A 15,268-nucleotide genomic window follows, 5' to 3' on the forward strand; every position below is an offset into this window, starting at 1 on the left:
AAAGTCCCACGCACCACCGGCCCGCCAACATCTGGAATAGCCCGCACACTCGGAGTAATGTGCCCGCCTATCTGTATTTTCTCTCAGTTCTTTTCCAAGGAAGTGGAACATGCTGCGACGCCGCATGCTGATCATGTTGGGTGTTGTCCTGCTGGTAGTGCTGTTGCTCGCCGGCTACAAGGCCTTCTCCGTTTACCAGCAGATCCAGGCGTTCTCTGCGCCAAAACCTCCGGTCAGCGTCGCCGTGGCCACGGCCGCCCAGCAACCCTGGCAGGCTCGCCTACCCACCGTTGGCAGTCTGAAGGCGCTGCAAGGGGTGGACCTGAGCCTGGAAATCGCCGGGACCGTGCAGAAGGTGCAGTTCCAGTCCGGGCAAAAGGTCAAGGTCGGTCAGCCACTCCTGCAGCTGGACAGCGAAGTCGAAAGCGCCCTGCTGGAAACCGCCGAGGCCGACCTGGGCCTGTCGCAAGTGGATTTCGGTCGCGGACGACAGCTGGTGGGCAGCCAGGCGATCTCCAAAGGCGAATTCGACCGGCTCTCGGCGCAACTGAAGAAGAACCAGGCCACGGTCAACCAGCTCAAGGCCTCGCTGGCCAAGAAACACATCCTGGCGCCGTTCAGCGGCACCATCGGCATTCGCCAGGTGGATGTCGGCGACTACCTGGCCAGCGGCACGGTGATTGCCACCCTGCAAGACCTCAGCAGCCTGTATGTGGACTTCTACGTCCCTGAACAAAGCGTGCCCCGGCTTGCCGTTTCCCAGCCGGTCAACGTCAGCGTCTCGGCCTACCCTGGGCAGACCTTCGTAGGCACCATCAGCGCAATCAACCCCAAGGTCGAGGACAGCACCCGCAACGTGCTGGTGCGCGCCACCTTGGCCAACCCCGACGGCAAGCTGCTGCCCGGTATGTTCGCCAACCTGCAGGTGATCCTGCCGGAAGTGGCCGCCGGAATCGTCGTGCCGGAAAGCGCCGTGACCTACACCCTCTACGGCAACTCCATGTACGTGGTCACGCAGAAGAAAGCCGCCGATGGCACTGTCGAGAAAGACGACAAGGGCCAGCCGGTCCTGATCGCCGAACGGCGTTTCGTTGAAACCGGAGAGCGACGCGACGGGCAGGTGCTGGTTTCCAAAGGCGTGCAGAGCGGCGAACAAGTCGTGATCGCCGGCCAGATCAAGCTCGATAACGGTACGCCGATCGCCATCAGCGACGACAAGACCCTGACCGAACAGAACAGCCCGCCGCGCGCGGACTGATCAAGGAACCCCCATGGCTTTTACCGATCCGTTCATCCGCCGCCCGGTGCTCGCCACCGTGGTCAGCCTGTTGATCGTACTGCTGGGCTTCCAGGCCTGGAGCAAGCTGCCCCTGCGTCAGTATCCACAAATGGAAAACGCCCTGATCACGGTGACCACGGCCTACCCCGGGGCCAACGCCGAGACCATCCAGGGCTACATCACCCAACCGATGCAGCAGAGCCTGGCCAGTGCCGAGGGCATCGACTACATGACCTCGGTCAGTCGCCAGAATTTCTCGGTGATTTCGGTCTACGCCCGCATTGGTTCCAACAGCGACCGGCTCTTTACCGAACTGTTGGCCAAGGCCAACGAGGTCAAGAACCAACTGCCCCAGGACGCCGAAGACCCGGTCCTGAGCCGCGAGGCCGCCGATGCCTCGGCACTGATGTACATCAGCTTCTTCAGCAAGGAACTGAACAACCCGCAGATCACCGATTACCTGTCACGGGTGATCCAGCCCAAATTGGCGACACTGCCCGGCATGGCCGAGGCGGAAATCCTCGGCAACCAGGTCTTCGCCATGCGCCTGTGGCTGGACCCGGTCAAGCTCGCCGGCTTCGGCCTGACCGCCGCCGACGTGACCAATGCCGTGCGCCAACACAACTTCCTCTCCGCCGCCGGTGAAGTGAAAGGCGAATACGTCGTCACCAGTATCAACGCCAACACCGAACTCAAGTCCGCCGAGGCCTTCGCCGCGATCCCGCTCAAGACCGACGGCGACAGCCGCGTGTTGTTGCGGGACGTGGCCCGCGTGGAAATGGGCGCCGAGAACTACGACACCATCAGCTCCTTTGGTGGCACGCCTTCGGTGTACATCGGGATCAAGGCCACGCCGGGCGCGAACCCGCTGGATGTGATCAAGGAAGTGCGCAAGATCATGCCGGAGATGGAGGCGCAACTCCCGACCAACCTCAAGGCCGAGATCGCCTACGACGCCACGCTGTTCATCCAGGCTTCCCTCGACGAGGTGGTGAAAACCCTGTTCGAGGCGGTGCTGATCGTCATCGTCGTGGTGTTCCTGTTCCTCGGCGCCCTGCGTTCGGTGGTCATCCCGGTGGTGACCATCCCGCTGTCGATGATCGGCGTGATGTTCTTCATGCAGCTAATGGGCTACTCGATGAACCTGCTGACGCTGCTGGCCATGGTGCTCGCCATCGGCCTGGTGGTGGACGACGCCATCGTGGTGGTGGAGAACATTCACCGGCACATCGAGGAAGGCAAGACCCCGTTCGATGCCGCGATAGAAGGTGCCCGGGAAATCGCCATGCCGGTGGTCTCGATGACCATCACCCTGGCGGCGGTGTATGCACCCATCGGCCTGCTCGAGGGCCTGACGGGCGCCTTGTTCAAGGAGTTCGCCTTGACCCTGGCGGGGGCGGTGGTTATCTCCGGGATCGTCGCCTTGACCCTGTCGCCCATGATGTGCGCCCTGCTCCTGCGCCACGATGAGAACCCCTCGGGGCTGGCCCATCGGCTGGACATGCTCTTCGAACGCTTGAAGAGCCGTTACCAGCGCATGCTCCATGGCACGCTCAACACCCGGCCGGTGGTGCTGGTGTTCGCGGTGATCGTGCTGCTGCTGATCCCGGTGCTGGTCATGTTCAGCAAGTCCGAACTGGCCCCCGACGAGGACCAGGGCATCATCTTCATGATGGCCAACGCCCCGCAGCCCACCAACCTCGACTACCTGAACACCTATACCGATCACTTCATTACCATTTTCAAGGAGTTCCCGGAGTACTACTCCTCGTTCCAGATCAACGGCTATAACGGCGTGCAGTCGGGCATCGGCGGCTTCCTGCTCAAGCCCTGGAACGAACGCGACCGCACCCAGATGGAAATCCTGCCCGAGGTCCAGGCCAAGCTGGAAAGCGTGCCTGGCTTGCAGATCTTCGGCTTCAACCTGCCCTCGCTGCCGGGCACCGGCGAAGGCTTGCCGTTCGCGTTCGTGATCAACTCTCCGAAGGACTATGCAACGCTGCTGGAGGTTGCCGACCGGGTCAAAAAGCGCGCATTGGAATCCGGCAAGTTCGCCTTCATGGACATTGACCTTGCGTTCGACAAGCCAGAAGTCGTGGTGGATATCGATCGCGCCAAGGCTGCCCAAATGGGCGTTTCCATGCAGGACCTGGGCGGTACCCTGGCGACGCTGCTGGGCGAATCAGAGATCAATCGCTTCACCCTCGAAGGCCGCAGCTACAAGGTCATCGCCCAGGTCGAGCGGCCGTTCCGGGACAACCCGGACTGGCTGAACAACTACTACGTGAAAAATGCCAAGGGTGAATCGCTACCGCTATCGACCCTGATCAAGGTCAGCGACCGGGCGCGACCGCGACAACTGAACCAGTTCCAGCAGCTCAATGCGGTGACGATTTCAGGCTTTCCCATCGTGAGCATGGGCGAGGCCATCGAGACCGTCCGCCAGATCGCCCGGGAGGAAGCGCCGGTGGGGTTCGCCTTCGATTACGCCGGGGCTTCACGCCAATTCGTACAGGAGGGCAGCGCGCTGTGGGTGACCTTTGCCCTGGCCTTGGCGATTATCTTCCTGGTGTTGGCCGCGCAGTTCGAAAGCTTCCGGGACCCGCTGGTGATCCTGGTGACCGTGCCGTTGTCCATTTGCGGTGCTCTGATTCCGCTGTTCCTCGGCTGGTCGAGCATGAACATCTATACCCAGGTGGGCCTGGTGACGCTGATCGGTCTGATCAGCAAGCACGGGATCCTGATTGTCGAGTTCGCCAACCAGTTGCGTAGGGAACAGAACCTGTCGCCGCGCGAAGCCGTGGAACAAGCCGCGTCGATTCGTCTGCGACCGGTGCTGATGACCACCGCGGCGATGGTGTTCGGCATGGTGCCGCTCATCTTCGCCACAGGCGCCGGGGCGGTGAGCCGCTTCGACATCGGCACGGTGATCGCCACGGGCATGTCGATTGGCACCTTGTTCACCCTGTTTGTGCTGCCCTGCGTCTACACACTGCTGGCCAGGCCCGATAAACCCTGAGGCAGCCAGAAGGGAACTGGATGGTTTTTGTGACGAGGGAGCTTGCTCCCGCTCGGCTGCGAAGCAGCCGTCAATGCGCCAAGGCTACCTGACCAATCGATGGGGACCGCTTCGCGGTCCAGCGGGAGCAAGCTCCCTCGCCACAGGTTTTATGCTCGACTGGAGATTGCGGCAAAAAAAGGCCTCGCACAGGCGAGGCCTTTTGGGCTTCGTGATGTTCAACTCTGAGGCCTCATCCCTTGGGACAGGCTGAACATGAACAGCAGCAGATCATCGTCCGGTCGGATCGCCTCGCTCGCCTTTGCCACACGCGGCAGGGGACAATGCGCACCCGCACTGGACGCACTGAGGATCTGCGAGCGTGGCTGTTCCCATACAGCCACCGCCATCGACGCAACTGCCAGGGCTCCGACTAAAAACAAACCTCTAGCAATTTCTAGTTTCATGGCTATAAACCTTTGATAGCGCTGCCAAACGCCGCCTCATAAAAGTAGACGAGTTTTTTCCAATCAGCATCGCTGAACGACGAATGGCGCCGCAGTTGCTTCAGGTCATGGGAGGCCGCACGCCGGGCAGTCAGGCGCTGGCGACACTTCTCCAGATCCAGCAGGGCCACTTCGGCCTTGACCGCTTCGCCCTCCCCTGTCACCCGCACAAAAACATGCTTGATGTAGAGGCAGCCATGCTGCCAACGGCCCTTGTGCATGCGGGCCAGGTTCTCAGCCAGGGCCTGGAGGATTTGATCATGCACCGCTTCGCCATGGCGCTCACGTCCGCCTCCGGCATACCAATGCTCGATCTCCTCGAAGCCATCCAGCGCATGGGTCACTAACAACGCACGCCACTTGTGGACGGGGTCACGCTGGGCACCACAAAAGATCAACTCGGGCACGCGGACATCCAACTGGGTCAACGCCAGCAGCGCGTCTTGCTCACGCAGCACGGTCGGTCGACCGAGCGGATGCAACCAACTGCGATAAATGTGCCCCGTTTGACGCTTGGCATACAACAGGTCGCCGTCGTTGCTGTTGATCCGCTGCACGCCGCTTTCACCGCCACGTCGCACGTTGGGTTCTTCCACCCACTCACCTTGCTGGTTCCAAAAATGTTCGAAGCTGTTGCGGGAAATGCCAGTGGTCTCTACTGCCTGCACAACCATGCTGTTACCTCTTGCGTAATACATAAACTCGCCACATGGCATAGAGCGGTAGGAAATCCAGCCGTTCCTGAATGCGAAACCCAGCCTGCCGAAACTCTTCTTCTACTGTATCCGTCGGTAACACAAATCGATTCTGGTAGTCTTTCTGCCCACGGTTGCGCTCCAGACGCTTGCGTTTCCAGGCCTTGAAATTGCCATCAACCCACAATGAAACAATCACGCTGTCGCGGCTGACACGCTCGAATTCCTTCAGAATCGCCAGTCGGTGCGCGGGTTCACCGATGTGATGCAACAAACGCATACAAAAAATACTGTCGACGGCGTTATCAGGCAAGGCAATGTCGAACGCAGAAGTGTGCAAGGGCCGTACCCGTTTCACCACATCGGTCGGTTGAGCCTCCAATGCAGTACTGAGCATGGCCTCGGAATTGTCCGCGCCGATGATGACTCGGTTCGGTTTTTCGGCCAACAAAGACCAGAAGCGCCCGGCACCGCAAGGCAGGTCCAGGACCAGGCCGGGGTCCCCGACGAGGGCCAATGCACGCCGGGCCAGTTGTTGGTCTCGCTGGTTGGAAAGGCGGCGACTCAAGCCACGGCGATGCTTATGAAAATATTCCCTGGCGTGCTGCTCGTCGTATTTTTCAGAAAATTCCAGCTTGATGGGTTTGGACATAAGGTGGGCCTCGATGACTGATCGGCCCACCTTATGAATCGGAATGTCATGCCTTTGTGAAAATAAAGTCAGGTAAACGCTCCAATGTTTACAAGACTTTTCGGCATAGAGGCTTAGCTCTTTGGATTCAACTCAACCTCGAAATGGCAACCATTGGGCTCCATCGTACTGAGGCTGACTGTCCAAGCCTGGTTCTCGCAAATGCGCTGCACCAGGGACAAACCCAACCCCAATCCCTCGCCGCGTTTTTCGTTTCCGCGCACGAACGGCTCGAACATCGCCTCGCGCTTCTCCTCTGGAATCCCTACGCCGCTGTCCTCGACCACGAATCCGGTGGTGGTCAGCGAAAGGCGGATGAATCCCTGGTCGGTATAGTGCAGGGCGTTACGCAGCAGATTGCCCATCACGGCCGTCAGGAACGTGGCGTTATACAAAGTGTCGACGGTTTGCCCAGGTTCGAAGATCAGCGTCAGGCCTTTGGATTCGATGGGTGCACGCCACACGCCAAGAAGGTTCTCGGCCACCTGCCCCAGGGTCAGCTGAGGCGACATGCCGTTGTCTTCACGCTCGGCCCTGGCGAGCATCAGGAAGGTCTGCACCAACTCGCGCATTTCTTCACTGGCCCGATTGATGCGCTCGACCTGGGTACGACCGCGCGGGTCCAGCGCCGGGTTTTCCAACAGCAACTCACAAGAGGTCGCCAGGACCATCAACGGTGTGCGTAACTCGTGGCTCACGTCGCTGGTAAACAACCGCTCACGGGTCAAGGCCTGGCGCAAACGCCCCAGTGTGGCGTCGAACGCCACCGCCAGTTCCCCCACCTCATCGGCGGCATAATCCGGGGCCAGCGGCGGCGCGAGCCCCAGCAACTGATCGCGATGACGCACTTGCCGCGCCAGGCGAACCACGGGCGCCATCACCCGGCGTGCCAGGACCCAACCCAGGAATACCGCCAGCGCCAGGCTGAGCACGAAGCCCACCAGCACCACGGCGAACAGCACCCGTTCGCGCTCTTCGAAGTCGCTCTGGTCTTGCAGCAACACGTAGTGGCGGCCGTCAACGATCTCGACCATGGCGTGATAGGACAACTGCTCGCGAAACACCTCGTGGAAACCGCGCTCCAGATGGCGCAGATCCTTGGGCAGCTCGAAATCCCCCGGGCCGCCGCTGAAATAAAACAACTGGTCGGGTTCCGGCCGATGGTTCCAGTCCGAGACGCTGTCCATGAGCAGCAGGCGTTGCAAATCACCGCCAAGCCCGGCGGAAATCAGTTTCTCTTCAACCAAATGGACCGTCGCCACAATGCCCATGGCGAACGCACCGGCCACCAATGCGCTCATCAGCGCAAACGCGATGATGATCCGTTGGGCAAGACTTTGCTTAAACTCCATCGCGGCCCTCGGCCAGGCGATAGCCGACGCCGTGCACGGTGTGCAACAACGGCTTTTCGAACGGTTTGTCGATCACCTGACGCAGTTGATGGACATGGCTGCGCAAGCTGTCACTGTCCGGGCAATCGTCGCCCCACAACGCTTCCTCGAGGATTTCGCGGCGCAGCACGTGGGGGCTTTTCTGCATCAATACCGCCAGCAGCTTGAGGCCCACGGGGTTGAGTTTGAGCAGCTTGCCTTCGCGCGTCACTTCGAGGGTATCGAGGTCGTAGCTCAGGTCGCCGACCTGCAAGGCCCGCCGGCCACCACCCTGGGCTCGACGCATGACGGCTTCGATCCGCGCCGCCAGTTCCGACAAGGCAAACGGTTTGATCAGGTAGTCATCGGCGCCGGACTTGAAGCCCTGCAAGCGATCGTCCAACTGATCCCGGGCGGTGAGCATGATCACCGGCGTATCGCGCCGGGCGTCTTCGCGCAGACGCTTGCACAAGGTGTAGCCGTCGATGCCTGGCAGCATGATATCGAGCACGATCAGGTCGTAGTGTTCGGTCGCCGCCAGGTGCAACCCCGACAAACCGTCCTGGGCACAATCGACGGTGTAGCCCTTGAGCCCCAGGTAATCGGCCAGGTTGGCCAGGATGTCGCGGTTGTCTTCGACCAATAGAATTCGCATGGGCACCTCTGCGTACACAGTTAACGGCTGGCTTGGCCCGCGCAGCTTACGGCCAAGCGTGGCTTACGGCTAGGGTTGTATCCGCCATAGCAGTGCAGGTTCCCCTGTGGGAGCGAGCTCGCGAATGCGGTGCATCAGCCGCCATCCATGCTGAATGTGCCGACGCTTTCGCGAGCAAGCTCGCTTCCACAAAGGCCACCCAGGAACAGGACTGCGCTGCTATTGACGAGTTTTTCACCCAGCATTCACGCCGCCCCAACGCAGCGCAGACCAGACTGCGCCACGCGTTGCTTACGAAAACTCCCATCAAAGGTATTACCATGGTCTCCACCGCCATCCGCCCCGCTTCCAGGCCGCTGAATTTCCGGGTTGCCTTGGGTTTGCCTGCCGTTGTCGCAGCCATTCTGGTACTGCTGGAACTGACCACACTGGACATGGACGTGGCCAAGCTGTTTTACGACCCGATGGCGGGTGGTTTCATCGGTCGGCACAGTTTTTTTCTGGAGGACATCCTGCACGATCGAGCCAAGGAGGTGGTGATCGCGTTCTCCGTACTGGCGATCCTCGGGTTCATCGGTACATTTTTTATCGCCCGGCTCAAACCATTCAAACGCGAGCTGGGTTGCCTGGTCCTGTCCCTGGCACTGGCGACGTCCTTCGTCACCCCGATGAAAGCGGTAACGGCGGTGCAATGCCCCTGGAGCCTGAAGGAGTTCGGCGGCCAGGAAACCTACAGTGAACTGCTCAGCCCACGCCCGGCCACAGACAAGCCTGGTCGATGCTGGCCCGGCGGTCACGCCGCCACCGGGTTCACATTGTTCGCACTGTTCTTCGTCCTGCGCGACCGCCGCCCGCGCCTGGCTCGCCGGGCCCTGATACTCGCCTTCACGTTGGGCACGCTGTTTTCCCTGGGACGGATGATGCAAGGGGCGCACTTCTTTTCCCATAACGTGTGGACGGCGGTGTTCTGTTGGCTGATTTGCCTGGGGTGTTACTACTACATCCTGTACCGACCGGCCGCCATTGCTGAGCGTGTCGCTGTAACCAGTCCCGCCAATGCCTGAACCGAACCACATCCCAATGTGGGGGCGAGCTTGCTCGCGATAAGGGTGGGCCAGTGCCGGATGTATGAGCTGACACACCTTAATCGCGAGCAAGCTCGCTCCCACAGGGGCATTGGTACCGCGTCATGAATCCAAGGCAATAAAAAACCCCGCTTGCTTTCGCAGGCGGGGTTTTTCGCTACAGGGTAAGGCTGGCTTACATCATGCCGCCCATGCCACCCATGCCGCCCATGTCTGGCATGCCGCCGCCAGCTGGAGCGTCTTCCTTGATTTCAGCGATCATCGCCTCGGTGGTGATCATCAGGCTGGCAATCGACGAAGCCGCTTGCAGAGCCGAACGGGTCACTTTGGCCGGGTCCAGGATACCCATTTCGATCATGTCGCCGTATTCGCCGGTAGCAGCGTTGTAACCGTAGTTACCCGAACCCTGCTTGACCTTGTCGACCACAACGCTTGGCTCGTCGCCGGAGTTGGCAACGATCTGGCGCAGCGGTGCTTCTACTGCGCGACGCAGCAACTGGATGCCCACGTTCTGGTCATCGTTGTCGCCTTTGAGTTCGCTGATGGCTTGCAGGGCACGAACCAGTGCCACGCCACCGCCAGGTACTACGCCTTCTTCGACGGCTGCGCGGGTAGCGTGCAGGGCGTCTTCAACGCGGGCTTTCTTCTCTTTCATTTCAACTTCGGAACCTGCACCGACCTTGATCACTGCAACGCCGCCGGACAGCTTGGCCAGGCGCTCTTGCAGTTTTTCACGGTCGTAGTCGGACGAAGTCTCGGCCACTTGTGCGCGGATCTGGGTCACGCGAGCCTGGATGTCAGCCTCGACGCCGGCACCGTCGATCACGGTGGTGTTTTCCTTGGACAGGATCACGCGCTTGGCGTTACCCAGGTGCTCCAGGGTGGTGCTTTCCAGGCTCAGGCCGATCTCTTCGGAGATAACGGTACCGCCGGTCAGTACGGCGATGTCCTGCAGCATGGCCTTGCGACGGTCGCCGAAGCCTGGAGCCTTGACGGCTGCGACTTTAACGATGCCACGCATGTTGTTCACAACCAGAGTCGCCAGGGCTTCGCCTTCAACGTCTTCAGCCACGATCAGCAGTGGGCGGCCGGCTTTGGCAACGGCTTCCAGCACGGGCAGCATTTCGCGGATGTTGGAGATCTTCTTGTCCACCAGCAGGATCAGCGGGCCGTCGAGCTCGGCGGTCATGGTGTCCGGCTTGTTGACGAAGTACGGGGACAGGTAGCCACGGTCGAACTGCATGCCTTCAACAACCGACAGTTCGTTTTCCAGGCCCGAGCCTTCTTCCACGGTGATCACGCCTTCTTTACCGACTTTTTCCATGGCTTCGGCAATGATGTCGCCGATGGAGTTGTCGGAGTTGGCGGAGATGGTGCCGACCTGAGCGATCGCCTTGGTGTCAGCGCATGGCTTGGACAGGGCTTTGAGCTCTTTGACAATGGCGATGGTCGCCTTGTCGATGCCGCGCTTGAGGTCCATCGGGTTCATGCCGGCAGCGACGGCTTTCAGGCCTTCGTTGACGATCGACTGAGCCAGTACGGTCGCGGTGGTGGTGCCGTCACCGGCGTCATCGTTGGCACGGGAGGCAACGTCTTTGACCAGCTGCGCACCCATGTTTTCGAAGCGATCTTTCAGCTCGATTTCCTTGGCTACGGAAACGCCGTCCTTGGTGATGGTCGGAGCGCCGAAGCTCTTCTCGATGATCACGTTACGGCCTTTCGGGCCCAGGGTCGCTTTTACTGCGTCAGCCAGGACGTTGACACCGGCGAGCATTTTCTTGCGGGCGGAATCGCCGAATTTAACTTCTTTAGCAGCCATGATCGATATTCCTTAAATACTTTGTAGTCGCGGAAAAATGAGCGGGGAATCAGCCTTCGACAACAGCGAGAATTTCGCTCTCGCCGATAACCAGCAGGTCTTCGCCATCAACTTTCACAGTGTTGCTACCGGAGTAAGGGCCGAACACAACCTTGTCACCCACTTTCACGGACAGCGCACGTACTTCACCGTTTTCCAGTGCCTTGCCTGGGCCTACAGCGAGGACTTCACCCTGGTTTGGCTTTTCAGCAGCCGAACCTGGCAGGACGATACCGCCAGCGGTTTTCTTTTCTTCTTCGCTGCGACGGACGACGACGCGGTCATGCAGAGGACGAAGCTTCATTGTCGATCTCTCCTAATTGTGGTTTTCATCGGCCGGTGTAGTCCCGGCGGGTTTAACGAATCCGGCTGTGCCGGGTGCGGTTCGTCGAGCGAACCGCGGAAGTCTGTCCGGTGTTGCCACCGGAAACCTTGCGGTGACCCATACATAAGGGCGCACAAGGCGATTACAAGGGCAGGGACTGAAATTTTTTACTTCTCGGAGCCAAAAACGAACACGGCACCCGAAGGTGCCGTGTTGCGGTTTTTTACTTGGGGTCGCGATGTTCGAATTCGCCTTCGATCACGTTGGGCTCACGGCCCAGGGGTTCTCGCGGAGCCGGCCCGCCACGGGGCTGCAGGTCATCGGCAAAGGCCCGCTGGCGCATCGCCTGCTCTTCGGCGCGCTGGCGCATTTTATTGGCCAGCAGCCGACGGGTGAATGGCAACAGCATGACCAGGCCCAGCACGTCGCTGATAAAGCCCGGCAGAATCAACAGGCCGCCACCCAATGCCAGCATCAGGCCTTCAAGCATGGTCTGGGCAGGCAGCTCGCCACGATTCAGGCTTTCACGGGCACGCAATGCCGTGGCGAGGCCGGCGATGCGCAGCACGAACACGCCGAGCATCGAGCCGAGAATGACCAGCAACAGCGCCGGGAAAAAACCGATCGCACCGCTGACCTTGACGAATACGAACAGCTCCAACACCGGGAACAGCAGAAAGAGCAACAAAAAAGGGCGCATCAAATGGTTCCTCAACGCAAGAATGCCTTGCTATGAAACCCTAAATGACGTCGCCCTTTCGTGAATTCAAGCGTCGGCCTCGGCATTTTTTGGCCATTGCTCGGCGTGAGCCAAGTAAACCAAGGCTTCGCGCACTTGTGTCGGGGTGTTGCAAGGCCTGGCAAACGCCAGCCAGTGCAGGCCCTGGCCAATGCGCAGGTGCATCCCCTCGCTGTCGATGCCCACCAGTTGCGCCGGTTCGCTTTTCGGCAAGCCGGCCAGCTCCACGTAATGAGCGATGGCTTTTGCGTGATCAGCGTTCATATGTTCGATCATGCTGGCTTCGGCTTTGCCGGCGAAGGGGTTGGCCAGGGTGAGTTGGTCGATCCAGTGAATGGCGCCAAAGCCGCCGATGTAGCGATGGCGCACCGGCTCGAGCACCCAGAAATCGAAATCATGGGCCTTGTGGTAGTTCTGCGAGTCAGGGAAATAGCGGTAATAACGCTCGGCGGCCGCTTCGATGGCGGCGCTGTCTTCGAGCTTCCGGGCTTCGGCCAGATAGGTCAGGCGCCCCACCGCCTGCACATCCTCGGCACCGCGCTCGCCCACCAGCATCGAACACTTGGGGTCTTTTTGCAGATTGTGAGTGTGCTGGGCAATGCGGCTGATCAGGATCAGCGGCCAGCCTTGTGCGTCCAGGCAATACGGCACGACGGAGCCGAACGGAAAGCCGGGCATCGATTTGGAATGAGTGGCGAGCATTGCGCGGTATTCCTTGAGTAGCAGTTCCCGGGCATGCTTGGCAGCTTCAACGCTCAATTTATGACTCCTTTTATAAAAACCGTCTAGAAAACGGTCAGGCGACTGGAGTAATGTTCCGATACACCTAGGGGACAGTTCTCGTGTGCAGTCGGGGCTACACCGTCGCAAATCGAGAGGCCTCCCAACAGGTCCCCCTCCATCGCTGCGCCACCTGGACATGAGAATGCAACTCACTGACAAAGTAATCATTATCACTGGCGGTTGCCAGGGCCTGGGCCGCTCCATGGCCGAGTATTTCGCCGACAAAGGCGCAAAGCTGGCGCTGGTGGACCTCAACCAGGAAAAACTCGACCAGGCGGTGGCCGCCTGCGCAGCCAAGGGCGTCGAGGCGCGCGCCTACCTGTGCAATGTCGCCAATGAAGATCAGGTGATCGACATGGTTGCCCGGGTGGCCGAGGACTTCGGCGCGATCCACGGCCTGATCAACAACGCCGGGATCCTGCGCGACGGCCTGCTGCTCAAGGTCAAGGACGGCGAAATGACCAAGATGAGCCTGGCCCAGTGGCAGGCCGTGATCGACGTCAACCTCACCGGCGTGTTCCTGTGCACCCGTGAAGTGGCGGCGAAAATGGTCGAGTTGAAGAACAGCGGCGCCATCATCAATATCTCGTCGATTTCCCGCGCCGGCAATGTCGGCCAGACCAACTATTCGGCCGCCAAGGCCGGTGTGGCCGCCGCCACCGTGACCTGGGCGAAGGAACTGGCGCGCTACGGCATCCGTGTCGCCGGCATCGCACCGGGCTTCATCGAAACCGAGATGACCCTGGGCATGAAACCCGAAGCCCTGGAGAAAATGACCTCGGGGATTCCGCTCAAGCGCATGGGCAAGCCCGAGGAGATCGCCCATTCGGCGGCGTATATCTTCGAGAATGACTACTACACCGGTCGGATCTTGGAGATGGATGGCGGGTTGCGGATCTAAGGTCACCGCAAACCAAATGTGGGAGCGGGCTTGCTCGCGAATGCGTTGTGTCATTCAACGGATAAGTTGACTGATCTACCGCATTCGCGAGCAAGCCCGCTCCCACAAGGGCCAGCGTGCGATCAATCGTCGCTGACGGTGATGTTCGGCATCGCCGGTGAGGCGGCCTCCTGCAGCACGATCCGCGCGCCCACGTGGCGGGCCAGTTCCTGATAGACCATGGCGATCTGGCTGGCCGGTTCGGCGATGACCGTCGGTTTGCCACCGTCGGCCTGTTCGCGGATCACCATCGACAGCGGCAGCGAAGCCAGCAATTCGACGCCGTACTGGGTCGCCAGTTTTTCCCCGCCACCTTCGCCGAACAGGTGCTCGGCATGTCCGCAATTGGAGCAGATGTGCACGGCCATGTTTTCTACCACGCCCAACACAGGGATGTTCACCTTGCGGAACATCTCCACGCCTTTGCGCGCGTCCAGCAGGGCCAGGTCCTGGGGAGTGGTGACAATCACCGCACCGGCCACCGGGACTTTCTGCGCCAGGGTCAGCTGGATATCGCCGGTGCCCGGCGGCATGTCGATCACCAGGTAATCCAGGTCGCCCCACGCGGTTTGCGTGACCAGTTGCAGCAACGCCCCGGAAACCATCGGCCCGCGCCAGACCATCGGCGTGTTGTCGTCGGTCAGGAAGGCCATGGACATGACTTCCACGCCATGGGATTGCAACGGAACGAACCACTTCTGGTCCTTGATCTGGGGCCGGGTGCCCTCGGCGATCCCAAACATGATGCCCTGGCTCGGACCGTAGATATCCGCGTCGAGAATCCCGACCTTCGCCCCTTCACGGGCCAGGGCCAGGGCCAGGTTGGCGGCGGTGGTGGACTTGCCCACGCCGCCCTTGCCCGAGGCCACGGCGATCACGTTCTTGACGTTGGCCAGCCCCGGCACCTGCGCCTGGGCTTTATGCGCAGCGATCACGCTGGTGATGTGGACTGTCGCGGCTGTCACGCCGTCCAGGCCTTCGATCGCCATTTGCAGCATCTGCGCCCAGCCGCTCTTGAACAGGTCGGCGGCGTAGCCGATTTCCAGTTGGACACTGACGCGATCGCCCTGGATATCGATGGCGCGCACGCATCCGGCGCTGACCGGGTCCTGGTTCAGGTAGGGGTCGGTGTACTGGCGAAGGACGGTTTCCACCGCTGCGCGGTTGACGGCGCTCATGGGCAACTCCGATAGCAAGACTTGAAAAACAGGCCGCTATCCTACGCCGAGCCTGCTTGTGTGGCGAGGGAGCTTGCTCCCGCTCGACTGAGCAGCAGTCGCAATGAGGCCATGAGAGGTCGGGTTGAGCGGTTGCGGGCGGCTTCGCCCCCCAGCGGGAGCAAGC

General features: G+C 60.5%; 14 protein-coding genes. 4 read left to right on the forward strand and 10 right to left on the reverse strand.

What is annotated here, in order from left to right:
• Positions 1 to 109: 109 nt before the first annotated feature.
• Together BT125_RS17110 and BT125_RS17115 are read left to right on the forward strand one after the other, a co-directional pair.
• Entirely contained in the window at positions 110 to 1,258 is a 1,149-nt protein-coding gene (locus BT125_RS17110) for an efflux RND transporter periplasmic adaptor subunit (protein WP_072408667.1), read from the forward strand.
• 13 nt (positions 1,259 to 1,271) lie between these two features.
• A complete protein-coding gene (locus BT125_RS17115) occupies positions 1,272 to 4,298 on the forward strand; it encodes a multidrug efflux RND transporter permease subunit (protein ID WP_072408669.1) in 3,027 nt (1,008 codons plus the stop codon).
• A 218-nt stretch (positions 4,299 to 4,516) separates the two neighbouring features.
• Here BT125_RS17115 and BT125_RS29565 read toward each other — a convergent pair whose 3' ends face one another.
• The 5 genes from BT125_RS29565 to colR form a co-directional block, all read right to left on the reverse strand.
• Entirely contained in the window at positions 4,517 to 4,744 is a 228-nt protein-coding gene (locus BT125_RS29565) for a hypothetical protein (RefSeq protein ID WP_072408671.1), read from the reverse strand.
• A gap of 2 nt (positions 4,745 to 4,746) precedes the next feature.
• Complete coding sequence (locus BT125_RS17125; protein WP_072408673.1) at positions 4,747 to 5,457, reverse strand: lipopolysaccharide kinase InaA family protein; 711 nt, start codon at positions 5,455 to 5,457, stop codon at positions 4,747 to 4,749.
• A gap of 4 nt (positions 5,458 to 5,461) precedes the next feature.
• A complete protein-coding gene (locus BT125_RS17130; RefSeq protein WP_072408675.1) occupies positions 5,462 to 6,130 on the reverse strand; it encodes a class I SAM-dependent methyltransferase in 669 nt (222 codons plus the stop codon).
• 113 nt (positions 6,131 to 6,243) lie between these two features.
• A complete protein-coding gene (locus BT125_RS17135) occupies positions 6,244 to 7,521 on the reverse strand; it encodes a sensor histidine kinase (RefSeq protein WP_072408677.1) in 1,278 nt (425 codons plus the stop codon).
• Positions 7,511 to 8,194 carry a two-component system response regulator ColR gene (gene colR / locus BT125_RS17140; RefSeq protein WP_024779529.1) on the reverse strand — a complete coding sequence of 228 codons (684 nt, stop codon included), beginning with the start codon at positions 8,192 to 8,194 and terminating at the stop codon, positions 7,511 to 7,513. The genes BT125_RS17135 and colR overlap by 11 nt, the downstream gene beginning before the upstream one ends.
• A gap of 320 nt (positions 8,195 to 8,514) precedes the next feature.
• On the opposite strand from colR, the gene BT125_RS17145 reads away from it, so the two are divergent.
• Positions 8,515 to 9,258, forward strand: coding sequence for a phosphatase PAP2 family protein (locus BT125_RS17145; protein WP_072408679.1), 744 nt, complete (start codon positions 8,515 to 8,517; stop codon positions 9,256 to 9,258).
• Between the two features lie 196 nt (positions 9,259 to 9,454).
• Here BT125_RS17145 and groL read toward each other — a convergent pair whose 3' ends face one another.
• The 4 genes from groL to BT125_RS17165 all read right to left on the reverse strand — a co-directional run bounded on the left by groL (position 9,455) and on the right by BT125_RS17165 (position 12,960).
• Positions 9,455 to 11,098, reverse strand: a complete 1,644-nt coding sequence (gene groL, locus BT125_RS17150) for a chaperonin GroEL (RefSeq protein WP_053124505.1) — start codon at positions 11,096 to 11,098, stop codon at positions 9,455 to 9,457.
• Positions 11,099 to 11,147: 49 nt separating this feature from the next.
• A complete protein-coding gene (locus tag BT125_RS17155; RefSeq protein ID WP_024619193.1) occupies positions 11,148 to 11,441 on the reverse strand; it encodes a co-chaperone GroES in 294 nt (97 codons plus the stop codon).
• Positions 11,442 to 11,685: 244 nt separating this feature from the next.
• Positions 11,686 to 12,162, reverse strand: coding sequence for an FxsA family protein (locus tag BT125_RS17160; RefSeq protein WP_060740954.1), 477 nt, complete (start codon positions 12,160 to 12,162; stop codon positions 11,686 to 11,688).
• A gap of 66 nt (positions 12,163 to 12,228) precedes the next feature.
• Positions 12,229 to 12,960: a HugZ family pyridoxamine 5'-phosphate oxidase gene (locus BT125_RS17165; protein ID WP_072408681.1), complete on the reverse strand. Its 732-nt coding sequence runs from the start codon at positions 12,958 to 12,960 to the stop codon at positions 12,229 to 12,231.
• A gap of 166 nt (positions 12,961 to 13,126) precedes the next feature.
• Here BT125_RS17165 and BT125_RS17170 point away from each other — a divergent pair, with 166 nt between their 5' ends.
• Positions 13,127 to 13,885, forward strand: a complete 759-nt coding sequence (locus tag BT125_RS17170; protein WP_060740952.1) for an SDR family oxidoreductase — start codon at positions 13,127 to 13,129, stop codon at positions 13,883 to 13,885.
• Positions 13,886 to 14,007: 122 nt separating this feature from the next.
• Here the strand turns inward: BT125_RS17170 and apbC are convergent, their stop codons facing one another.
• On the reverse strand, positions 14,008 to 15,102 hold the full coding sequence (gene apbC / locus BT125_RS17175; RefSeq protein ID WP_072408683.1) for an iron-sulfur cluster carrier protein ApbC: 1,095 nt from the start codon (positions 15,100 to 15,102) through the stop codon (positions 14,008 to 14,010).
• Between the last annotated feature and the right edge of the window lie 166 nt (positions 15,103 to 15,268).

The sequence above is a fragment of the Pseudomonas sp. NFACC04-2 genome, assembly GCF_900119265.1.
GTDB classification, from domain to species: Bacteria; Pseudomonadota; Gammaproteobacteria; order Pseudomonadales; family Pseudomonadaceae; genus Aquipseudomonas; species Aquipseudomonas fluorescens_AA.

Coding starts and splice junctions, on each gene's coding strand:
- BT125_RS17135 (WP_072408677.1), bottom strand. CDS start 7,521: ATGGAGTTTAAGCAAAGTCTTGCCCAACGGATCATCATCGCGTTTGCG.
- apbC (WP_072408683.1), bottom strand. CDS start 15,102: ATGAGCGCCGTCAACCGCGCAGCGGTGGAAACCGTCCTTCGCCAGTAC.
- BT125_RS17115 (WP_072408669.1), top strand. CDS start 1,272: ATGGCTTTTACCGATCCGTTCATCCGCCGCCCGGTGCTCGCCACCGTG.
- BT125_RS17145 (WP_072408679.1), top strand. CDS start 8,515: ATGGTCTCCACCGCCATCCGCCCCGCTTCCAGGCCGCTGAATTTCCGG.
- BT125_RS17160 (WP_060740954.1), bottom strand. CDS start 12,162: ATGCGCCCTTTTTTGTTGCTCTTTCTGCTGTTCCCGGTGTTGGAGCTG.
- BT125_RS17125 (WP_072408673.1), bottom strand. CDS start 5,457: ATGGTTGTGCAGGCAGTAGAGACCACTGGCATTTCCCGCAACAGCTTC.
- BT125_RS17170 (WP_060740952.1), top strand. CDS start 13,127: ATGCAACTCACTGACAAAGTAATCATTATCACTGGCGGTTGCCAGGGC.
- groL (WP_053124505.1), bottom strand. CDS start 11,098: ATGGCTGCTAAAGAAGTTAAATTCGGCGATTCCGCCCGCAAGAAAATG.
- BT125_RS17155 (WP_024619193.1), bottom strand. CDS start 11,441: ATGAAGCTTCGTCCTCTGCATGACCGCGTCGTCGTCCGTCGCAGCGAA.
- BT125_RS17130 (WP_072408675.1), bottom strand. CDS start 6,130: ATGTCCAAACCCATCAAGCTGGAATTTTCTGAAAAATACGACGAGCAG.
- BT125_RS29565 (WP_072408671.1), bottom strand. CDS start 4,744: ATGAAACTAGAAATTGCTAGAGGTTTGTTTTTAGTCGGAGCCCTGGCA.
- BT125_RS17110 (WP_072408667.1), top strand. CDS start 110: ATGCTGCGACGCCGCATGCTGATCATGTTGGGTGTTGTCCTGCTGGTA.
- colR (WP_024779529.1), bottom strand. CDS start 8,194: ATGCGAATTCTATTGGTCGAAGACAACCGCGACATCCTGGCCAACCTG.